General features: G+C 70.4%; 14 protein-coding genes. 4 read left to right on the top strand and 10 right to left on the bottom strand.

The genetic code is table 11. The features are described 5' to 3' along the window. The 3 genes from P6897_RS09600 to P6897_RS09590 form a co-directional block, all read right to left on the bottom strand. On the bottom strand, positions 1 to 1,152 hold the full coding sequence (locus tag P6897_RS09600) for a serine/threonine-protein kinase (protein WP_274179555.1): 1,152 nt from the start codon (positions 1,150 to 1,152) through the stop codon (positions 1 to 3). Positions 1,153 to 1,258: 106 nt separating this feature from the next. After that, on the bottom strand, positions 1,259 to 2,305 hold the full coding sequence (locus P6897_RS09595) for an FHA domain-containing protein (protein WP_269266051.1): 1,047 nt from the start codon (positions 2,303 to 2,305) through the stop codon (positions 1,259 to 1,261). A 33-nt stretch (positions 2,306 to 2,338) separates the two neighbouring features. Beyond that, entirely contained in the window at positions 2,339 to 3,934 is a 1,596-nt protein-coding gene (locus P6897_RS09590) for a phospholipid carrier-dependent glycosyltransferase (protein WP_274179554.1), read from the bottom strand. Positions 3,935 to 3,956: 22 nt separating this feature from the next. On the opposite strand from P6897_RS09590, the gene rsmI reads away from it, so the two are divergent. Next, the gene (rsmI, locus tag P6897_RS09585) at positions 3,957 to 4,781 is read left to right on the top strand and encodes a 16S rRNA (cytidine(1402)-2'-O)-methyltransferase (RefSeq protein WP_274179553.1); all 825 of its coding nucleotides are present in this window, start codon (positions 3,957 to 3,959) and stop codon (positions 4,779 to 4,781) included. An 87-nt stretch (positions 4,782 to 4,868) separates the two neighbouring features. Here the strand turns inward: rsmI and P6897_RS09580 are convergent, their stop codons facing one another. From P6897_RS09580 to P6897_RS09560, 5 genes are all read right to left on the bottom strand, one after another. After that, positions 4,869 to 7,205, bottom strand: coding sequence for a glycosyl hydrolase 53 family protein (locus tag P6897_RS09580; RefSeq protein WP_282501051.1), 2,337 nt, complete (start codon positions 7,203 to 7,205; stop codon positions 4,869 to 4,871). Positions 7,206 to 7,312: 107 nt separating this feature from the next. Continuing rightward, positions 7,313 to 8,206: a sugar ABC transporter permease gene (locus P6897_RS09575; protein ID WP_112617967.1), complete on the bottom strand. Its 894-nt coding sequence runs from the start codon at positions 8,204 to 8,206 to the stop codon at positions 7,313 to 7,315. After that, complete coding sequence (locus tag P6897_RS09570; protein ID WP_114589280.1) at positions 8,206 to 9,834, bottom strand: ABC transporter permease subunit; 1,629 nt, start codon at positions 9,832 to 9,834, stop codon at positions 8,206 to 8,208. The genes P6897_RS09575 and P6897_RS09570 overlap by 1 nt, the downstream gene beginning before the upstream one ends. Before the next feature lie 61 nt (positions 9,835 to 9,895). Continuing rightward, the gene (locus P6897_RS09565) at positions 9,896 to 11,131 is read right to left on the bottom strand and encodes an extracellular solute-binding protein (RefSeq protein ID WP_282501050.1); all 1,236 of its coding nucleotides are present in this window, start codon (positions 11,129 to 11,131) and stop codon (positions 9,896 to 9,898) included. Positions 11,132 to 11,276: 145 nt separating this feature from the next. Continuing rightward, positions 11,277 to 13,298 (bottom strand): beta-galactosidase, encoded by a 2,022-nt coding sequence (locus P6897_RS09560; protein ID WP_282501049.1) that lies wholly within the window; start codon positions 13,296 to 13,298, stop codon positions 11,277 to 11,279. 197 nt (positions 13,299 to 13,495) lie between these two features. Between P6897_RS09560 and P6897_RS09555 the strand changes: the two genes are divergently transcribed. Genes P6897_RS09555 through P6897_RS09545 form a run of 3 tightly spaced genes read left to right on the top strand, consistent with a single transcriptional unit; the run spans position 13,496 to position 17,081 of the window. After that, positions 13,496 to 14,512 (top strand): LacI family DNA-binding transcriptional regulator, encoded by a 1,017-nt coding sequence (locus tag P6897_RS09555; RefSeq protein WP_274179549.1) that lies wholly within the window; start codon positions 13,496 to 13,498, stop codon positions 14,510 to 14,512. A gap of 59 nt (positions 14,513 to 14,571) precedes the next feature. Further along, on the top strand, positions 14,572 to 16,140 hold the full coding sequence (gene metG, locus P6897_RS09550) for a methionine--tRNA ligase (RefSeq protein WP_282501048.1): 1,569 nt from the start codon (positions 14,572 to 14,574) through the stop codon (positions 16,138 to 16,140). Positions 16,141 to 16,142: 2 nt separating this feature from the next. Next, complete coding sequence (locus P6897_RS09545) at positions 16,143 to 17,081, top strand: TatD family hydrolase (protein ID WP_274179547.1); 939 nt, start codon at positions 16,143 to 16,145, stop codon at positions 17,079 to 17,081. Positions 17,082 to 17,085: 4 nt separating this feature from the next. Here the strand turns inward: P6897_RS09545 and P6897_RS09540 are convergent, their stop codons facing one another. Continuing rightward, complete coding sequence (locus tag P6897_RS09540; RefSeq protein ID WP_274179546.1) at positions 17,086 to 18,051, bottom strand: LacI family DNA-binding transcriptional regulator; 966 nt, start codon at positions 18,049 to 18,051, stop codon at positions 17,086 to 17,088. An 8-nt stretch (positions 18,052 to 18,059) separates the two neighbouring features. Continuing rightward, positions 18,060 to 19,376, bottom strand: a complete 1,317-nt coding sequence (locus P6897_RS09535) for a glutamyl-tRNA reductase (RefSeq protein ID WP_269266062.1) — start codon at positions 19,374 to 19,376, stop codon at positions 18,060 to 18,062. Positions 19,377 to 19,533 lie beyond the last annotated feature (157 nt).

The raw sequence follows: 19,533 nt of genomic DNA, 5'->3' as shown, positions 1-19,533 counted from the left end.
TCAGAACCCTCCGCCGACGATGAGGAGCGTCGTCGCCGCTCCGGCTCCGGCCACCAGCAGAGCGCCGCCGGCGATCAGCGCGACCCGCGCGGCGGTGCCGAGACGGCGGGTCGGCTCGGCCCCGGCGAGGATCGTTCCCTCATCGGGGCGACGGTCGACGGCCTTTGCTGCCCGCGCCGGGCGACGCGACTCGTATGCCACCGACGGACGGACGGGTCCGCGCGCACGGTCGTCGGCGAAGTCGACGCTGGCGCCAGCCGCGGCCCACTCGTCGACGGCGACCTCCATCGGAGTGTGCGGCAGTCCGAGTTCGTGCTGGACGAGCTGCAGGTCGTGGGCGAGGTCGGCTGCCGTGGCTTGCCGCGCACCCGGATCGCGACTCATCGCGCGTGCGAGGACCTGTTCCAGGCGCTCGGGCACGTCGCCGCGGCCGATCGGTGTGTACGACGCTTTCCGGATGCGCGACTTCAGCTGCTCGCGGCTGTTCTGGCCGCTGCCGGCACGCTCGAACGGGCTGCGGCCGGCGAGGAGTGAGTACAGCGTCGCCCCGAGCCCCCAGACCTCGGCCGTCACCGAGCCCGAGATGCGCTCGTCGATGATCTCGGGAGCACTCCAGGGCACCGACATCGCGAACACCTCGTCGCCGTCGGAACGACCCGAGATGGCGGCGGCGATGCCGAAATCCGACAGCACCGGAGTGCCGAAGGTCGTGATGAGGATGTTGGACGGCTTGATGTCGCGGTGGAGCAGTCCGGAACGGTGCGCGGTCTCGAGCGCCGAGCCGATCTTCACGCCGAGCTGCAGCACCTCCGCGACCGGGATCACCTCGCGGCGGTAGCGATTGGTGAGGGAGGTGGGGCAGTACTCCATCACGATGTAGGGCCGACCATCGGAGGAGATCGAGGCCTCGTAGATGGTCAGGATCGAGGGATGCGAGCTCAGACGCGCCATCACGTCCGCTTCGGCATTGAACATGCGGAGCAGGCTCTCGTCGACGATGTCCTCGAGGAGCACCTTCACGGCGACAGGACGGCGCGGGAGGTTCTGCTCGAAGAGGAAGACATCGGCGAACCCACCGGTTCCGAGGGGGCGGACGTAGGTGAATCCCGCAAGACCGGGCGGCGCGGAGGGCAGTCTCGACGCCACAGTCATGCACCCCCTGTCAACGGGGGCGCGATGTCATCGTCCCCCGGAATCCGAATCCGGTGAGATTTTTCTAACACACCGAGGTCGGGCCGGGAAATCGCTTGTCGTCGCCTCACGAGAGCGACTCGAAAGTCGCGCGGATCCCGTCGCCGAGATCGAGCACGGCCCCGGGGGAGACGCGCGAGGCAGCGCCGCTCCGCAGCAGGCCGGCTTCGCCCGAAGCGTCGCGCACGATGGTGCCGTTGGTCGAGCCGAGGTCGCGCACGACGAGCGCGCCATCGTCGAGCCGGACCTCCACGTGAGTTCCCGACACCTCTTTGCGGGGCGAGGGCACGGCAACGATCCGGGCGCCGGGATGCTGCGCCGCGCGGGGCGCCCTCCCCAGCACGATGGGGCGGTCGAGCGGGTAGTCGCCGCCGGGCTCGAGACGCAGGACATACCGGTGGGATGCGGGTGCGTCGGCTACGGGGGCGGGGGCGCGACGGGACCCGAGGACGGTGCTGTCGTCGACCTCCGCCTCCCGAGGCGACTCCGGTTCCGATACCAGTTCGGGCTCGGGTTCGGGCTGCGGGCGCCGTCGCGGCCCGAAGGGCGGGGTCAGCGCGCGTCGGTCGACGGCGACGGTCTCGAGCGGGTCGGCGTCTTCGAGCGCGGCAACGGGGGCCGCGGAGGATGCTGCGGAAGCCGGGATCGCCGCGACGGCGGCGCGTGCGGTCGCGCCCCATTCGAGGGCGTCGGTGCGGACGACGCCCCGACCGATCGGGAGCAGTGAGCGACCGGGCTCGGTGCCGAGCCCGAGCGAGATGCCCGCCACGTGCTGAGCCGATCCCTCGACCCAGGTCCCGACCCCGGTTCCGGCATAGCTGCTGCGCTGCGGACCGTGCAGGTCGATCGTGGCCGCGCCGCGGACGGCGACCGAGACCGCGCTCGATCCGGCGTCGACGACCTCGACGAGGGCGAAATCGGGCAGGGCTCCGATGCCGACGGCCGCGATCGCCGAGAGGACGTCCTCGAACGCGGCATCCCTCCCCGTCATCGCCTCCCACACCGCAGCGGCGAGCGCCTCGCCGGCACCCGGACCGAGCAGCAGGGCGAAGCGATCGGTGACCATCGCGAACCCCGCGCCGCGGGTGTCGTCGGGCGTCGGGTAGCGGAACACGCGCCTAGCCTACGGTGCCGCGCGCGGCGGGCGTCAGACCCAGCCGGGCAGCCAGTTGTGCAGCCGGTAGAACTCGTAGGGCACCGAGATCGCCGACCACAGCGGGAACCAGAATGCGGCGAGGACCAGGACGAGGCCGAGGAACACGACGACGACGCGTTCGACGCCGCGGGTGGTTCCTCGATCGCGACGCGCGGACCGGACCGCCGATCGGATGACGAAGACCAGAGCGAGCAGGAGGAACGGCTGGATCAGGACCGTGTAGAACTGGAAGATCGTGCGCTCGGGGAAGAGCAGCCACGGCGAGTACGTCGCGACGACACCGGTCAGGACGATGCCGTACGCGCCGTCACGGGTGCGGAACAACAGGTAGACGAGGTACAGCACGCTCGCGACGCCCGCCCACCAGACGATGGGGTTCGGCATGCTGTACAGGATCTCCCAGCAGCCGTTGGGGTCGGTGCACGAACCGGTTCCGCCGGGCGTGCTGCCCGCGTACATCGAGGTCGGGCGCAGAAGGAGCGGCCATTGCGCCGCGGGGCTCGCGTAGGCGTGGGGAGTCGACATCCCGGCCGTCGACCCGTACATCGACTCGTGATATCGCCACAGGCTCTGCAGCGACAGGGGTACCCATGACCAGAATCCGGTCGCGGGGTTCGCGTCCGCAGCGTGCCGGTCGTACCCGCCGTCGGTCACGAACCAGCCGGTCCACGACGCGAGGTACACCACGAGCGCCACCGGCACGAGCAACACGAACGACACCGCCCCTTGCCGGACCGTCGCGTCGGCGGGCCAGAACAGGATGCCGGCGCTGCGGCGGGCGAGGGCATCGCTGACGACGAGGTAGATGCCGATCGCCGCCAGCACCCAGACGCCCGACCACTTCACCGCGGTCGCCGCGCCGGCCGCCGCACCCGCGGCGATCACCCACGGGCGGTTCCACAGCACCGGTCCCCAGGCGGGGGCGCCGACGTCGTCCCATCGCGCCGCGATGCGCTCGGCGAGAACGACCCGGCTGCGTTCGCGGTCCAGCACGACGAACCAGAACGCCAGCAGGGTGAACAACGTCAGGAAGATGTCGAGCAGCGCCACCCGGCTCATCACGATCCCGAGGCCGTCGATCGCGAGCAGGCCGGATGCCAGCGACGCGAAGACGATCGAACCGGTGAGGCTGCGTGCGAGGAGGTAGAGCACGAGCACGCACGCCGTGCCGGCGAGAGCCGTGCCCAGGCGCCAGGCGAAGGTCGAGTCGGCGCCGAACAGGGCCATCGGCAGACCGATGAGGTACTTGCCGAGCGGGGGGTGCACGACGAAGCTGCCCGTCGTCGTGAAGATGTCGGTCTCGCCCGCGAGGAAGCGTTCGTCGGCGCCGTCCGGCCAGGTTGCGGCGTACCCGAGCACCCACTGGCTCCAGGCATCCTTGACGTAATAGGTCTCGTCGAAGACCACGGCGTGGGGATGAGCCAGGTTCCACATCCGCAGGACGGCGGCGATCAGCGTGATCACCAGCGGTGCGATCCAGGCCATTCGCCGCGCGAAGACCGGGTCGCCGCTGAAGCGGGCGTGCCACCGGTCGAGAAGGGTCGGCCGACGCTTCTCGGGGAGCAGCGGCTCAGCGGTCGTCGTCACGCCGCCAGCCTATGCTGGGGCGGTGATCATCCTCGCCGCGACGCCCATCGGCAACCTCGGCGACGCCACGACGCGGCTCGTGACCGCGCTCGAACAGGCGACGACCATCGCGGCCGAGGACACACGCACCACCCAGCGCCTGCTCCAGGCCCTCGGGGTGACCAACCGTCCCCGTCTGATCGCCCTTCACGACCACAACGAGAAGCAGCGAGCCGTCGAGCTCGTCGAGCGCGCCCGTACCGAGGACGTCCTCGTCCTCAGCGATGCCGGGATGCCCACGGTCAGCGACCCCGGGTTCGGGCTCGTCGCCGCGGCGGCGGCAGCGGGGGTCACCGTGACCGTTCTGCCCGGTCCGAGCGCCGTGCTCGCCGCGCTCGCCGTCTCCGGGCTTCCGACGGACCGGTTCGCCTTCGAGGGCTTCCCGCCCCGCAAGCCGGGGGACCGGCGCCGGCTCTTCGACCAGCTGGCCGGCGAGCAGCGCACGCTCGTCTTCTTCGAGGCGCCGTCGCGCATCGCCGAGGTGCTGCGGGCGATGGCCGAGGCGTTCGGAGGCGACCGCCGAGCGGCCGTCTGCCGCGAGCTGACGAAGCTGCACGAGGAGGTGGCGCGCGGCACGCTCGATGAGCTCGCCGCGTGGGCTGCCGACGGCGTCCGCGGCGAGATCGTCATCGTGGTGGAGGGCGCCGGGGCGCGCGAGATCGACCCCGCCGACGCGCTCGCGCAGGTCCAGCGGCTCGTCGCCGACGGCATCCGGCTCAAGGAGGCCGCCGTCGAGGTCGCGGCCGCGACCGGCCTGTCGTCCCGCGACCTGTATCAGGCCGCCCTCGCCGCCCGCGCCGGGTCCTGACGCGGGCCCGTTCGCGCGAGAACGCACCGACCCCGCGAGAACGCACCGTATCGGGCACGTTCTCGCGACGACGGTGCGTCTTCGGCGTCAGCTGCGCCGCATGCGGGCGCCCCGCCGGACGGCGAGGGGCAGACCGACGAACACGAGAAGCGCGGCGGCCGTGAGCGCGGCGAGGGGGAGTGCGCCGCCGGATGCTGCCAGGGCATCGGGTCCGGCGGTGAGCGCGGACGCCGTGCCGGGCAGCGCAGGTGCGGATGCCTCGGGGGCGGGCACCAGCCCGACGAGCGCATCGAGCGCAGCCCGGAGCGTCGTCGTCGAGGCGTCGACCTCCGCCTGCGGCGTCGCCGGGGCCGCCAGGACCGAGCGCGCAGACGCCAGTGCCGCGTCGACCGCGGCGAGGGATGCCGCGGTGTACATCGACCGGTCCAGCGAGGCGGCCTCGACCGTCGCCGCGGTCAGCGCCGCGAAGTCCGCCGCGGGTGCTGCGCGGACGAGCGCGACGTCGTCGATCGTCCCCCAGGCGCCGGCGGGCAGGTCGCCTGCGATCCGGACGGTGAGCGTATCGCCCGCTGACGCGAACACGGCGTCGGTGACCGGGGTCGACCACACGCGCCAGCCGTCGAGGGCGAAGCCGGTCTCCGCAGGCAGCGCGCGGGCAGCAGCCGCTTCGTTGGACAGGCTGAGCTGCAGGCGTCCGTCGGCCCCGGCGGCCCCACCTTGGGCGGCCGCGGAGGCGGTGTACCAGCCCGCCTCCGGCACGACGACCTCCTGCGCGAGGGAGAAGCCGTACGCGGCGTCGGCCCAGAAGTGCGCCGAGTACGTGCCGGTACGAGGATCGTCCTCCGCCCGCACGGTCAGGCCGCCTCCTTCCGAGCGCCACATCGAGACGTCCGCGTCTTCGAAGCCGCCGTTGCGGAGCAGGTTCCGCGCGATGACGGTGACCGTCGCCGACGTGGCATGGCCTGCCGAGGTGGTGCCCGAGAAGGTGTGCACGCCCACGCCGTCGACGGCATCCGGTCCCGGGGTCCAGTCGACGCTCTGCTCCTCGGTCGTCCCATCGGTGTAAGACACGGTGACGGTGTCGGGCAGCGCGATCGGGTCGCCGTCCGTGACGGTGAGCGCGACACGCTCGACATCGCTGACGGTCCGCGGAGCGATCGCGCCGGTGCGCACGTACGAGAACACGTTCAGCGACGCGAGGGGGTAGCCGTCGTGGTCGAACAGGGCCTGGTTGTCCCACGCGGAACCGCCGAACCACTGTCCCGCGTCATGGGGCTCGTAGCCGCCGGCGTAGCTCGACGCCCAGCCGGATCCGTCGCGCTCCCAGAGCACGCGGTTGGACTCGAGCTGCTCGGGCGGACCGACCGGCAGCCACGCGGGCTCCCAGTAGAAGACGCCGAGCCCGGCCTCGCCCACGTTCGCCACGGCTTGCACGACGTCGCGTACGGCGGCGGCCTGGCCCTGCACGCTCACGGGGTAGCGCGTCGCGTCTTCCGGGGTCTTCACGACGTTCGGGTGTCCGTCGCCGTCGTCGAGCGTGTACGCCCACGACGTCTCGGCCACGAGCACCTTCTTGTCGTACGTCTCGGCGATCTGCGACAGCACCGCCGTGAGGTTATCGGGCGTGCCGTGCCAGAACGGGTAGTACGACGACGCGAACACGTCGTAGTCGACATCCCGCGCCTTGAGCTCCCGGGCGACGCCCGCGTAGAACCCGGGGCGCTCGGGGTTGGTGAAGTGCAGCACGACGCGGGCGTCGGGCATGACGTCGCGGATCGCGGCCGACCCGGCGCTGAAGATCCGCGCCATGTCATCCCACCCGGTCACCCCGGCGATGCCGCCATTGGTCTCGTTTCCGACCTGCACCATTCGCACGTCGACCCCGGCGTCGCGGAATCGTATGAGCGCGTCGCGCGTGAACGCCCCGGTCGCCGCGACCTTCTCGTCGACGGTCATGCCCGCCCAGGCCTTCGGAGCCTGCTGCTTGGCGGGGTCTGCCCAGAAGTCCGAGTAATGGAAGTCGACCAGGACGCCCAGGCCCGCCGCCGTCGCGCGACGGCCGATCTCGATCGCCCGGGTGACGTCGACGTCGCCACCGCCGTACCCGTTGCCGTCGGCGTCGAAGGGGTCGTTCCAGACGCGGATCCGGATGTCGCTGACCCCAGCATCCCGAAGGATCCTGAACAGGTCGCCCGGGTTGCCGTCGGCGTCACGGAACACCACGTCCGACTCCTCGAGCGACAGCACCGACGACACGTCGACGCCGCCGATGAAGTCGGCCGGCAGGTTCTCGACCCGCGGCACGGTGATCGTGCTCGGGACTGGCGCCGGGTCGTCGGCTGCCGACGCCGGCAGCGCGAGCGCCCCCAGCGACAGGACCGCCGCAGTGACGGCCGCGGTCAGCCGCGGGATGATTCGTGGCATGTGCCTCTCCTTCGAGGTCGGCGCGCGCGGGCGCGCGAGAGCGTACGGTCCCGGCGAGTGCGTACCGGGGAGGGTGTTGTTTGGGCGAGAGGGTGCGTTCTCGGGCGTCAGCCCTTGACGGAGCCGGCGGTCAGCCCGCCGATGATGTAGCGCTGCAGGCCGAGGAACAGTGCGAGCACGGGGATCGCGGCGAGCACCGCGCCGGCCGCGAAGAGGCCCCAGTTGCTCGCGAGCTGGTTCGACACCCACTGGTACATGCCCACGGCGAGGGTCCAGTTGTCCTGCGACACCAGCACGATCTTCGAGATGATGTAGTCGCCGAACGATGCGATGAACGCCAGTAGGGCCACGACCGCGAGGATCGGGGTGACGAGCGGCATGATGATCCGCCAGAACACCTGGGCGTGCGTTGCGCCGTCGATCTTGGCCGACTCGTCGAGCTCCATCGGGATCGTGTTGAAGAACCCGTACATGAGGAAGGTGTTCACACCCAGGGCGCCGCCGAGGTAGACGCAGATGAGCGCGATCTTCGAGTTCAGGCCGAGGGCGGGGAACACCTCGCCGAGGGCGAGGAGCATCAGGAAGATCGCCACGAAGGCGAGCGCCTGCGGGAACATCTGGATGATGAGCAGGGCCGTGAGGCCCGGACGGCGACCGCGGAAGCGGAACCGGGAGAAGGCGTACGCTGCCGCGGCCCCCATCAGGACGGCGCCGACCGCCGACGCCCCGCTCACGATCAGCGTGTTGCCGTACCAGGTCCAGTACGACGTGCCGCTGAGGGAGGCGAAGTTCGCGAGGTCGAAGACGCCGAACAGCTGGTTGCTCGCGGCGAGGCTGCCGCGCGGGTTGAGCGCGGCCGAGACGACGTAGAGCAGCGGGAACATCGCGTAGAAGAGGATGACGAGCGCGACGAGGTACTTCCAGCCGACTTCGAGCAGCCACCGGCGGCGGCGAGCGCCGACGCGGCTGGGCGGGGTGGCGACGGTGGTGGTTGCGGACATCACTGGTACTCCTCCAGCTTGCGGGTCTGGCGGAACGCCAGGGCGGAGATCGCGCCGACCACGATGAACACGAGGATCGACAGGGCGCTGGCCAGGCCGTAGTCGGCAGCGCCGCCCGAGACTCCCGAGATGTCCCAGATCGCGGAGATCAGGATGTCGGTGGATCCGAGCGCATAGGGCGCGCCGGGGATCGCCGGCCCGCCGCTGTTGAACATGTAGATGACGGTGAAGTTGTTGAAGCTGAAGGCGAACGACGAGATCAGCAGCGGGGCGGTCGCGACGAGCACGAGGGGGAGGACGATCGCACGGAACTGCCGGAACCGGCCCGCGCCGTCGATCGACGCGGCCTCGAGCGTGTCGGACGGCAGTGCCTGCAGCGCGCCCGTGCACACGAGGAAGTAGTACGGATAGGTCAGCCACACGTTGACGAAGAGCACCGCGATGCGAGCCAGCCACGGGTCGCCGAGCCAGTCGATGTTCGCGCCGCCGAAGAAGAACTCATTGATGACACCGAACTCGGCGTTGAACATGCCGCGGAACAGCAGGGCCGACATGAACGCCGGGAAGGCGTACGGGAGGATGAACAGCGTCCGAAGGATCTTGCGGCCCTTCACCCGCGGGTCGTTGAAGATGAGCGCCACCACGAGCCCCATCGCGAACGGAATGAGCACCGACAGCGCCGCCCAGACGAACGTCCAGAGCGTGACGAGCGCGAGCGGCTCGAGCAGGCCCGGGTCTGTGACGAGGCGCAGGAAGTTGTCGAACCCGACGTTCACGACCCAGCCGGTGGGCAGGGCCGCTCCGTCCGCGGAGACGAATCGGCCGTCGTCTGTTGCCGTGTAGACGGCACCGGATGCCGTATCGGTGATGGTCTGCGCGTCGGCATCCCACGTCAGCGTCGAGAGGTACACGGCGCCGGTCGAGCCGTCGCGCGTGCGGATCGAGCCGTCGTTGGGGTCGTCCGAGACCGGTACGCGCAGCTCGACGATCTGCTCCTGCAGCGCGGGGTCGCCGAGGAAGGTGCCGCGGGGAACGACATTCCAGCCGGGAACGTCGGTGGGGGCGCCCGAGCCCGACGCGTCACCGACGACCTCGAGCGGCCGGTCGGTGGCCCCGGCCTTGATCTCGCCGTCGTCGACGATCGCGAAGCCGTACTCGCCGCCCTGTTCGACGACCGAGAGCGGGTACGAGGGCGAGGTGTCGATGCGTCGCTCGCCCTGGGCCAAAGCAGCGGCCACCGCCTGGTCCTGCGAACCGACGTGGCCGGCGCCGTAGTTCGTGAAGGCGATGTACGCCGTGTAGCCGAAGATGAAGACCTGGAACACCAGCAGGAAGGCGAGTCCCGGGAGCAGGTACTTCAGCGGCAGTGCGCGCTTGGTGAAGTACACGATGTCGGCGGCGACGAGCAGGACGGCCGCCGCGGTCGCGATGAGCCACGACTCGGCTTGGACGGCGGCGAACACCCCCATCAGGCCGAAGGCATTGACGATCGCCATCAGCACGAGCTTCACGACGAAGCCCCAGCCGATGCCCGACCAGCGTCGGCCATGCGGTTCTGACTGCTGCGAGCGGTCGGGGGAGCGAGGCGGCGGTGCGCTCTCGCTCACGGTTCCCTGGGGGACCGACATGTGCATCTCCTTCACGAGAGAGGTCCGGGGGCGGAGCGGTGTGCTCCGCCCCCGGAGGGGGTCAGCCGATCGCGGCCTGGACGTCGGTCACCATGGTGTTCCAGGTGCTGACGGGGTCGCCGCCCTTGATGATCTGCACCTGTGCGGCGTTCCACAGGTCCCAGACCGAACCCATCTCGGGGATCGAGGGCTGCGGCACGCCGTTCGCGGCGGAGGCGAGGAAGCCGGCGACGACGGGGTCGGACGAGACCTCGGCGGCGAGGGTCTTCCACGCGGGCAGGCGCGGGTCGGCCTCGTAGAGGGCGCGCTGCGCGTCATCCGTTGCGAGGTAGGTGGTCAGGAACTCCTGGGCCAGCAGCTTGTTCGCGCTCTCCGAGCTGATGTAGAAGCCCTGGACGCCCACGAACGGCGCGGCGGTCTCGCCGCCGGCCGACGGGATCGGGTTGACCTTGACGTTCACACCGTTGGCGGTGAGGGCCTCGATCGCCCACGGGCCCTGAACCGTGTACGCGGCGGTACCGGCGGCGAAGAGCTCGTTGTTGGTGTCGTAGTCGATCGTGGTCGAGATCTCGCCGGAGCCGGCCTCGCCGTGCGCGCCGAGCCAGGTGGCGAAAGCCTCGCCGCCCGCGCCGCCCATGCCGACCTCGGTCGTGTAGGAGCCGGTGGCGTCCTGCACGAACACCGGGGCGCCGAACGACGTCTGGAACCCGTACATCGTGTACGCGTCGCCCTTCTGACCCGCCGTGTTGATGACGAACGGACGCTCGGCGCCCGCGGTCTGGGCGCGGGCGATCATGTCGTCGAAGGACGACGGCGCCTCTTCGCCGACGAGGTCGGTGTTCTGCACGAGCGCGATCGTCTCGAGCGCGTAGGGGAAGCCGTAGAGCTGCCCGTCGTAGGTGAACGCGTCGACGGCGACCTTCTCGATCTGGTCGGTTTTGTCGCCGAGGTCGATCGTGTCGACGACGCCGGCCGAGACGAAGGAGCCGAGGAAATCGTGGGCGCCCACCGTGATGTCCGGACCCTCGCCGGTCGGCACCTGGTTGATGAAGTCGTTGCGGATGTCCTCGAAGTTCTTCTGGACCAGCTCGATCTTGGTGCCGGTCTCGTCTTCGAAGGCCTTCGCCGCCGCCTCGATGGCCGGCGCGCGGTTGGCGTCGGTCCAGACGACGAGCGAGCCGCCGGCCGAGCCGCCGTCGGCGTTGCCGCTGTCGGTGGGGGTGCTGCCGCCGGAGCAACCGGCGAGCAGGACGGTGGTCGCCGCGATGGCGACGATTCCGGTCCCGATCTTGCGCATGGATCTTCCTTCCGAAGTGGTCGATCGGAAGGGCCTCGTGCGAGGTCGCTCCGTCACGACCGATGTGGATGCCGCTGCCGGGTGGCGGCGGCGCTTTCTCAGTGCATGCCGTGAGACGTCGGCTGTCTCCCGGCGTCGGGGTGGGTCAGTGACCACCCCCGGGTGCTGTGCGCGGTGCGCGGATGACGGCGACGTCGCCCGCACTCACCTCCAGCGTGCCCCGGACGGCGCGCCCTGAGAACAGGTCGACACCTTCCAGGGCGAGCTCAGCGTCCGTCGCCGCATGGTTGATCGCGATGACGTAGTCATCGGCGTCGCCCGCGCGGCGGACGATCTCGAGGCCGGCCGGCGCGCCGACCGGGGCGATGCCCGCGTCGGCGTAGACCTCCGCCATGATGGCGGCGAGGCCGGCGGCATCCGGTCGCGTACTGACGTACCAGCCGGTGCCCGCTCCGTGCCGCTTGCGCGTCACCGCGGGCATCCCGGCGCCCGGTCCGTCGACGTAGGTCGCGCGGGTCTCCGCGTCCGACACCACCAGGTGCTCGTGCCAGACGTCGGCGGTATGGGACGCGCCGCCGAACTCGATCGTCGTGGTCGCGCCCGCGCGCAGCGGCAGGTGCTCCTCGACGCGGACTCCGAGCGACGGCTCGAGGGGAGCGGCGAAGCCGCCCGGGTGCACGGCATCGTTCTCGTCGACGACGGCCGAGAAGAACGAGACGACCAGCGTGCCGCCGGCTTCGACGTACCGGTTGAGGTTGTCGGCGTCAGCCTGACGCAGGAGGTACTGCGCGGGGGCGATGACGAGCTTGTAGCCGGAGAGATCGTGGCCCGGCAGGGCGAAGTCGACCGTGATGTTGTCGCGCCACAGGCGCTCGTAGAACGCCCGGATCCGCTCGTCGTGCGAGACGTCCTCCGAGGGACGCCACTCGAGGTCCTGCGCCCAGAACGACTCGAAGTCCCACAGGATCGCGACGTCGGCGTGGACGCGCGAGCCGCGCACCTCGGTGAGGCGATTCAGCTTCGCGCCGAGATCGACGACCTCGCGGAAGACGCGTGACTCGGTGCCGGCGTGCGGCAGCATCGCCGAGTGGAATTTCTCGGCGCCCGAGCGCCCGGCGCGCCACTGGAAGAAGAGGATGCCGTCGGCACCGCGGCCCAGGTGCGACAACGAGTTGCGCGCCATCTCGCCCGGTCGCTTGGCGACGTTGCGCGGCTGCCAGTTGACCGCCGAGGTCGAGTGCTCCATCAGGATCCAGGGCTTGCCGCCCCCGACCGAGCGTGAGAGGTCGGCGGCGATGGCCAGGCCGATCTCGCCCTCGACGTCTGCAGCCCACAGGTAGTGGTCGTCCGAGACGATGTCGACCTCACGCGCCCAGGCCCACAGATCGCAGCCGTGGTGCTGATTCGCCATGAAGTTCGTCGTCACCGGAAGGGACGAGAACCGCCGGATGGCGTCGCGCTCCGCGATGAAGCACGCGCGCAGCTGGGCGTCGGTGAACCGCGCGAAGTCGAGCCGCTGCGCGGGGTTGACGACCGAGGGAGCGGCAGCGGGGACGCCGACGTGCTCCCAGACGCCGTAATGCTGCCCCCAGAAGGCGGTGCCCCACGCCGCGTTGAGGGCGTCGAGCGAGCCGTACTTCTCCTGCAGCCAGCCGCGCCAGGCGCGCTGGGCGTGCTCGGAGTAGTCCTCACCGACGGGGACGCCGTACTCATTGTGGACGTGCCACATGACGACGGCCGGGTGGTCGGCGTAGCGCTCGGCCAGCGTCGAGGCGATGCGCACGGCCGCCTCGCGGTAGGCGGGGGCCGAGTGCGACGCCATGCCGCGCGACCCGAAGCCCATCACCACGCCGTCGCGGTTGACGGCGCGGGCATCGGGGTGCTCGGCGAAGAACCAGGCCGGCGGGGATGCCGTCGGGGTGCCGAGGTCGACGGCGATGCCGTTCTCGTGGAGAAGGCCGATGATCTCGTCGAGCCAGTCGAAGTCGAAAACGCCCGCGCTGGTCTCGATGAGCGCCCACGAGAAGATGCCGACGCTGACGAGGTTCACTCCGGCTTCGCGCATGAGGCGGACGTCCTCGCGCCAGACCTCGCGGGGCCACTGCTCCGGGTTGTAGTCGCCGCCGTAGGCGATCCCGTCGATGGCGGGCCAAACGCTCGCAGGCATGAAACGCTTCCTCGTGTCTCTCAGATGCGCCGGTCGTACTGTGACCGGTCACAGAGTGTGTGACCACTGTAAGCGCGCGACCGATCCGCGACCCGCCCCGTTATCGAACTGTGACCGGTCCCAGAAGGATTGCCAGCCTCGGCGCGTCCTCGAGGGCGCGAGACGGGTGAACGTCCCGTCCGGAGTAGGCTCGCGACGTGAACGGCTCCACCGGCGCGTCGCGCAAACCGACCATCCGCGACGTCGCGGCAGCGGCCGGCGTCTCGCACGGCACCGTGTCGCGGGTCATCAACGGCGGGCACTGGGTGTCGCCCGAGGCGCGGGACGCCGTCGACCGCGCGATCCGCGAGACCGGCTACACCGCGAACCACGCGGCCCGGAGTCTCGCGACGGGGCGGTCGAACTCGCTGGCCTTCCTGCTGACCGAGCCCCAGCACCTGCTTTTCGCCGACCCGACCTTCGCCCTGCTGCTGCGGGGAGCGACCGAGGCACTGGCCCAGCGTTCGATGACCCTCGTGCTCATGATCGCCGACACCGCGGCCGAGCGGGCGAACGTCGAGCGGTACGTGCGCGCGGGGCACGTCGACGGCGTGCTGCTCATCTCGTCGCACGAGTCGAACCCGCTGCTCGCCTCGCTGATCTCCGCGGGCGTGCCCACCGTGTGCACCGGTGTCCCGCTCGGCGATCGCGCGCACGTGCCCACCGTCTCGGTCGACGAGCAGGAGTCGGCACGCATCATGACGCGTCACCTCCTCTCGCGTGGTCACCGCCGCATCGCTGTGATCACCGGGCCCGACGACACCCCGGGCGGTCGGTACCGCCTGCAGGGGTTCCGTGAGGAGATGGGCGATCTGTTCGATCCCGAGCTCGTCGAGCAGGACGTCTATTCGAGCGACGCCGGCGCGGCGGCCATGACCCGTCTGCTGGAGCGCGCCCCCGACATCGACGCCGTCTTCGCGGCATCCGATGTCATGGCGGTGGGCGCGATCGCCGCCATCCGCCGCAGCGGACGGCGCGTTCCGGACGACATCGCCGTCGCCGGCTTCGATGATTCGGGCCTCGCGGCGACGCACGATCCGCCCCTGACGACGATGCGTCAGCCGTGGAACGAGATCAGCTCGGCGATGGTCGACATGGTGCTGCAGGTGATCGCGGGGGGTGACCCGGAGCCGCTCGTGCTGCCGACATCCCTCATCGTGCGCGAGACCGCGTGACGCGTCGCTGTGTCGACACACGGCCGCGGCGGTCCGCGCACTCGAACTAGAATCTCGGGGTGAGCAACGGCCGCAGCTTCTACATCACCACACCGATCTACTACCCGAGCGACCTGCCCCACATCGGGCACGGCTACACGACGGTGGCGGTGGATGCGCTCGCGCGCTGGCACCGCCAGGCGGGCGACGACACGTGGATGCTGACGGGCACCGACGAGCACGGTCAGAAGATGCTCCGCGCCGCGGCGGCGAACAACGTCACCGCTCAGGAGTGGGTCGACAAGCTCGTCGAGGAGTCCTGGTTCCCGCTGCTGCGCACCCTCGACGTCGCGAACGACGACTTCATCCGCACGACGCAGGAGCGTCACGAGGAGCGCGTGAAGGTATTCGTGCAAACGCTGTTCGACCGCGGATACATCTACGCGGGCGAGTACGCGGCGCTGTACTGCGTCGGCTGCGAGGAGTTCAAGCCCGAGGCCGAGATCGTCAACGGCACCGGTGCCTTCGAAGGCCTCAAGGTCTGCGCGATCCACTCCAAGCCCCTCGAGCTGCTGCAGGAGAAGAACTACTTCTTCAAGCTCAGCGAGTTCCAGGACCGCCTGCTCGAGCTGTACAAGACCGTCCCCGAATTCGTCCGCCCCGAATCGGCGCGCAACGAGGTCGTGTCGTTCGTGAAGTCGGGCCTCAAGGACCTGTCGATCTCGCGGTCTGCGTTCGATTGGGGCATCACGGTGCCCTGGGACCCCTCGCACGTCATCTACGTGTGGGTAGACGCTCTGCTGAACTACGCCACTGCGATCGGCTACGGCACCGACCCCGACGAGTTCGCGCGGCGCTGGCCCGCGTATCACGTCGTGGGCAAGGACATCCTGCGGTTCCACGCCGTGATCTGGCCCGCGATGCTGATGGCCGCCGGGCTCGACGTGCCGCGCGGCGTCTTCGCGCACGGCTGGCTGCTCGTCGGCGGCGAAAAGATGTCGAAGTCCAAGCTCACCGGCATCGCGCCGACCGAGATCACCGACGTGTTCGGCTCGGACGCCTACCGGTTCTACTTCCTCTCGGCCATCGCGTTCGGCCAGGACGGCTCGTTCTCATGGGAAGACCTGTCGGCCCGGTACCAGGCCGAGCTCGCCAACGGGTTCGGCAACCTCGCGTCGCGGACGATCGCGATGATCGAGCGCTATTTCGAGGCGATCGTGCCGGCGCCCGCCGAGTACACCGAGAGCGATCTCGCGATCCAGCGCATCGTCGCCGACGCCGCCGTCGCCGCGGACACTGCGATGGAACGGTTCCGGCCCGACGAGGCGATCGCTGCGATCTGGACGATCGTCGACGCGCTCAACGGCTACATCACCGAGAACGAGCCGTGGGCTCTCGCGAAGGACGACGCCCAGCGGGCGCGTCTGGGCACCGTCCTGTACACCGCCGCCGAGGGGCTGCGCGCCCTCGCGGTGCTCCTGTCTCCGGTGATGCCCGAGTCGACGCGCAAGCTGTGGGTGGCGCTCGGCATCGACGCCCGGCTCGAGGACCAGCCGCTGCGCGACGCCGGCACCTGGGGTGTGCTCCCCGCCGGTACGACGGTCAACGGCCTCGCGCCGCTGTTCCCCCGGGTCGAGCAGCCCGCCTGAGCATGGCCGACTCGCCAGAGAACACCGATCCAGCCGGCCCGGCATCGTCACTTCGTGGCGAGTCGACGGATGACGTGTCGCAGTACGTGCGCCAGCGCTCCCAGGCGGCGCGGGATGTGCGCTGGCCGGAGGCGCCGGAACCGCTTGCGGTGCCGGTCTACGACAACCACACCCACCTCGAGATCGAGGACGGTGACGAGCCGCGCACCCTGGAGGAGCAGCTCGAGCTCGCGGCATCCGTCGGTGTGATCGGCGTCGTCCAGGCCGGCGGCGATATCGACTCGTCGCGCTGGTCGGCGTGGGCGGCGGCATCGCATCCGCGCGTCCTCGCCGCCGTCGCCATCCACCCGAATGAGGCGCCGCTTTACGCTGCGGCGGGCCGGCTCGGCGAGGCCATCGCCGTCATCGACGAGCTGGCCGCGCAGCCGCGCGTGCGGGCGATCGGCGAGACGGGGCTCGACTTCTTCCGCACCGATGAGGACGGGCTGCCCGCCCAGTTCGAGAGCTTCGAGGCGCACATCGAGCTCGCGAAGAAGCACGGCGTCGCGATGCAGATCCACGACCGCGACGCGCATGACGCGGTCCTCCAGACGCTCGAGCGGGTCGGTGCGCCCGAGCGCACGGTCTTCCACTGCTTCTCGGGCGACGCCGACATGGCGCGGATCGCCGCCGACCGCGGTTACTGGCTGAGCTTCGCCGGCAACGTGACCTTCAAGAACGCGCAGAACCTGCGCGACGCCCTCGCGGTCACGCCCCGCGAGCGCATTCTCGTCGAGACCGACGCCCCGTTCCTCACGCCGGCTCCGCACCGGGGGCGGCCCAACGCGCCGTACCTGATCCCGGTGACGCTGCGCTTCATGGCCGCCGAGCTCGGGGTCGACGTCGAGGAGCTGTCCGCTCAGGTCGCCGCGAACACGCTCGAGGTCTACGGCGAGTTCTGACGCGTCAGCGCGTCGACGAGCCGCGGACGATCTCCCACGGAAGGTCGACGACGTCGGGCGACGCGGCATCGCGGATGCTGCTGAGCGCCTGGAACATCGCGGCGGGGGCGAGCTCCGGGTGCACGCAGACGTGCGTGACGCCCAGGCGGGTGTTCACGGCGCAGTCACTGGTGCACAGCGCGACGAACTGCATGTCGCGTGGGATGACGAAGTCCATCTCTTCGAGCTGCAGGTAGATGGCCGGCCCCTCTTCGGCGAAGGAGAAGATCGCATCCGCGCCGGCATCGCGGAGCTCGCCGACCCGGCGGGGGAGGGTGCCGTGCTCCGCGTCGAGGTACGCGACGAGGGGTTCACGGCCGCGCACGGTGCTCCACGCGTGGTACGCGGTCTCGCCGATTTCGTCGCGGGGCGAGCCCGCATCGTCGACGAGGAACCCGATTCGCCGGGCCCCACCGGCTTCGAGCAGGGCGAGCGCCGCGCGCACCGCCTCGTCGTAGCCGGTGCGGACGGTGATGGACAGCTCGGTGTCGACGTAGAGGTCATTGGTCGCGACGGGGATGCCGCGGGCGATGGCCTCGCGCAGCAGCAGGTCGTCGGCGGCCACCTCGGCGAAGTAGACGACGTCGATCTGCGCACCACGGAGCAGATCGGGTCGTGCCGCGGGCAGCATCGTGACCGTGAAGCCCTGATCGGCGGCAGCGCTGACGAGCGCGCCGATGTGCCGGCTGCGGTGGAGGGCGCCGCGCTTGGACAGGTCCAGCTCGGCATCCTGGGGAACGACGAAGCCGACCGACATCGTGCGGCCGCTCCGCAGCGCCGCGGCGTACTTGTTCGGCTGATAGCCGAGCTCGGCGGCGATCGCCTTGATGCGCTCCCGGGTCTCGGGGCGCAGGCTTCCGCGATCGTTAAGCGCCTGACTGATGGCGGCCGTCGAGACACCCGCGCGCAGCGCGATGTCTTTCAGGGTCACCGGCCGGCTCATGACCGACCGGCTCCCGCTTCGGCGTCGCCCGGGGCGCGCTCGGTCGGGACGGTGCCGCCCGGCGAGGTCGCTCCGGTCGCGGCGGGGAAGACGGTGGCCACCGCATCGGCCCAGGCTGCACCCGAACCGGAGGAGGCGAGCGTGTGCCCCTGCGCGATCAGGCGATGCAGCAGGACGCCGGAGAAGTGGCGCAGCGCAGCCTCGACCTGAGGCGACTCGCCCCGCAGGTGAGCCCGCTCGAGCTCGTCGTCGAGGATGCCGGTGATGTAGCCGCGCATCGCCACGACCGACGGGGCGACCTCGTGCACGCGACGCGCGGCGGCGTGCCGTGCTGCGGCTCCCGCGACGATCTCGCGCGCCTCGTCGAGCGTCGCGAATTCGTCGATCGGCGCGTGGATGCGGATCGTCTCGAGGTCGAGCAGCTCGATGTCGGGAACATCGCGCAGCGCCGGGTCGACGTTGCGGGGCAGACCGAGGTCGATGATCAGCTGCGTGCGGTCGGCGCCGCTGCGCCGTGCCGCGTGCTCGGCAGCGGTCAGAGCGTAGGTGTCGGTCGTGGTCGTGCAGGTGATGATGACATCGGCGGCTGCCGCCTCTTCGGCGTAGTGCTCGGCGTCGACGGCGACGAGGTGCTCGCGCTGGGCGAAGCGGCTGCGGCCCGAGCGCGAGTGCACGCGGACGTCGACGGCACCCTTGTCGCGCAGAGCGGCGAGGGATGCCGCGGCGTAGCGGCCGGTGCCCACGAGCAGAACCCGTGCAGTGGACCAGTCCGCCACCCGCGAGGATGCGAGCTCGAGGGCGAGTCGCACGAGCGAGCGGCCCGACTCGCCGATGCGTGTGCTGTTCTTCACGGCGCGCGAGGTCTCGGTGGCCCGCTGGAAGAGGTGCTCGAGGGGCGCCGTGGTCAGTCCGCCGCGCCGCGCGTCGTCGAGGGCGCGGCGCACCTGGCCGGCGATCTCGTCCTCGCCGACGGCGACGGAGTCGAGTCCGGATGCGACGGAGAAGAGGTGGTGGGCGACCTTGTTGCCGTGAGCGAAGTCGACGGTCTCGCGAACGGTCCGGTACGGAAGATCGCTCAGCTTCGCGATCTCTTCCATCGCGGCATCCATCGCCGGGATCGTCGAGGGGAAGTCGGCGTCGTCGCGCAGGTCGAAGTACGCCTCGAAGCGGTTGCAGGTCGCGAGCACGACGGCACCCTGGATGGCGTCATGGGCCTCTGTCAACCGGGTGCCGACTTCGTCTCCGATGACGGAGAGTCGCTCGAGTGAAGCGAGCGGCGTGGAGCGCTGATGCGCGGTGAGAGCGACGAGCACGTGCGGAAGAACCCCCTGGAATCGTGACTAGTATATCGATTAACTCATTCGAGGAGATCATCATTCCGGCATCCGCCCACCCTCTCGTCACGCACGCCACCGGCTCGAGCCGGCTCGTGCGCACCCTGCTCGGCGAACGCGTCGAGAAGACCCCCGT

The organism is Microbacterium sp. BDGP8 (assembly GCF_029991045.1).
Classification (GTDB): Bacteria; Actinomycetota; Actinomycetes; order Actinomycetales; family Microbacteriaceae; genus Microbacterium; species Microbacterium plantarum.
This window is presented reverse-complemented; position numbering and strand designations above follow the sequence as displayed.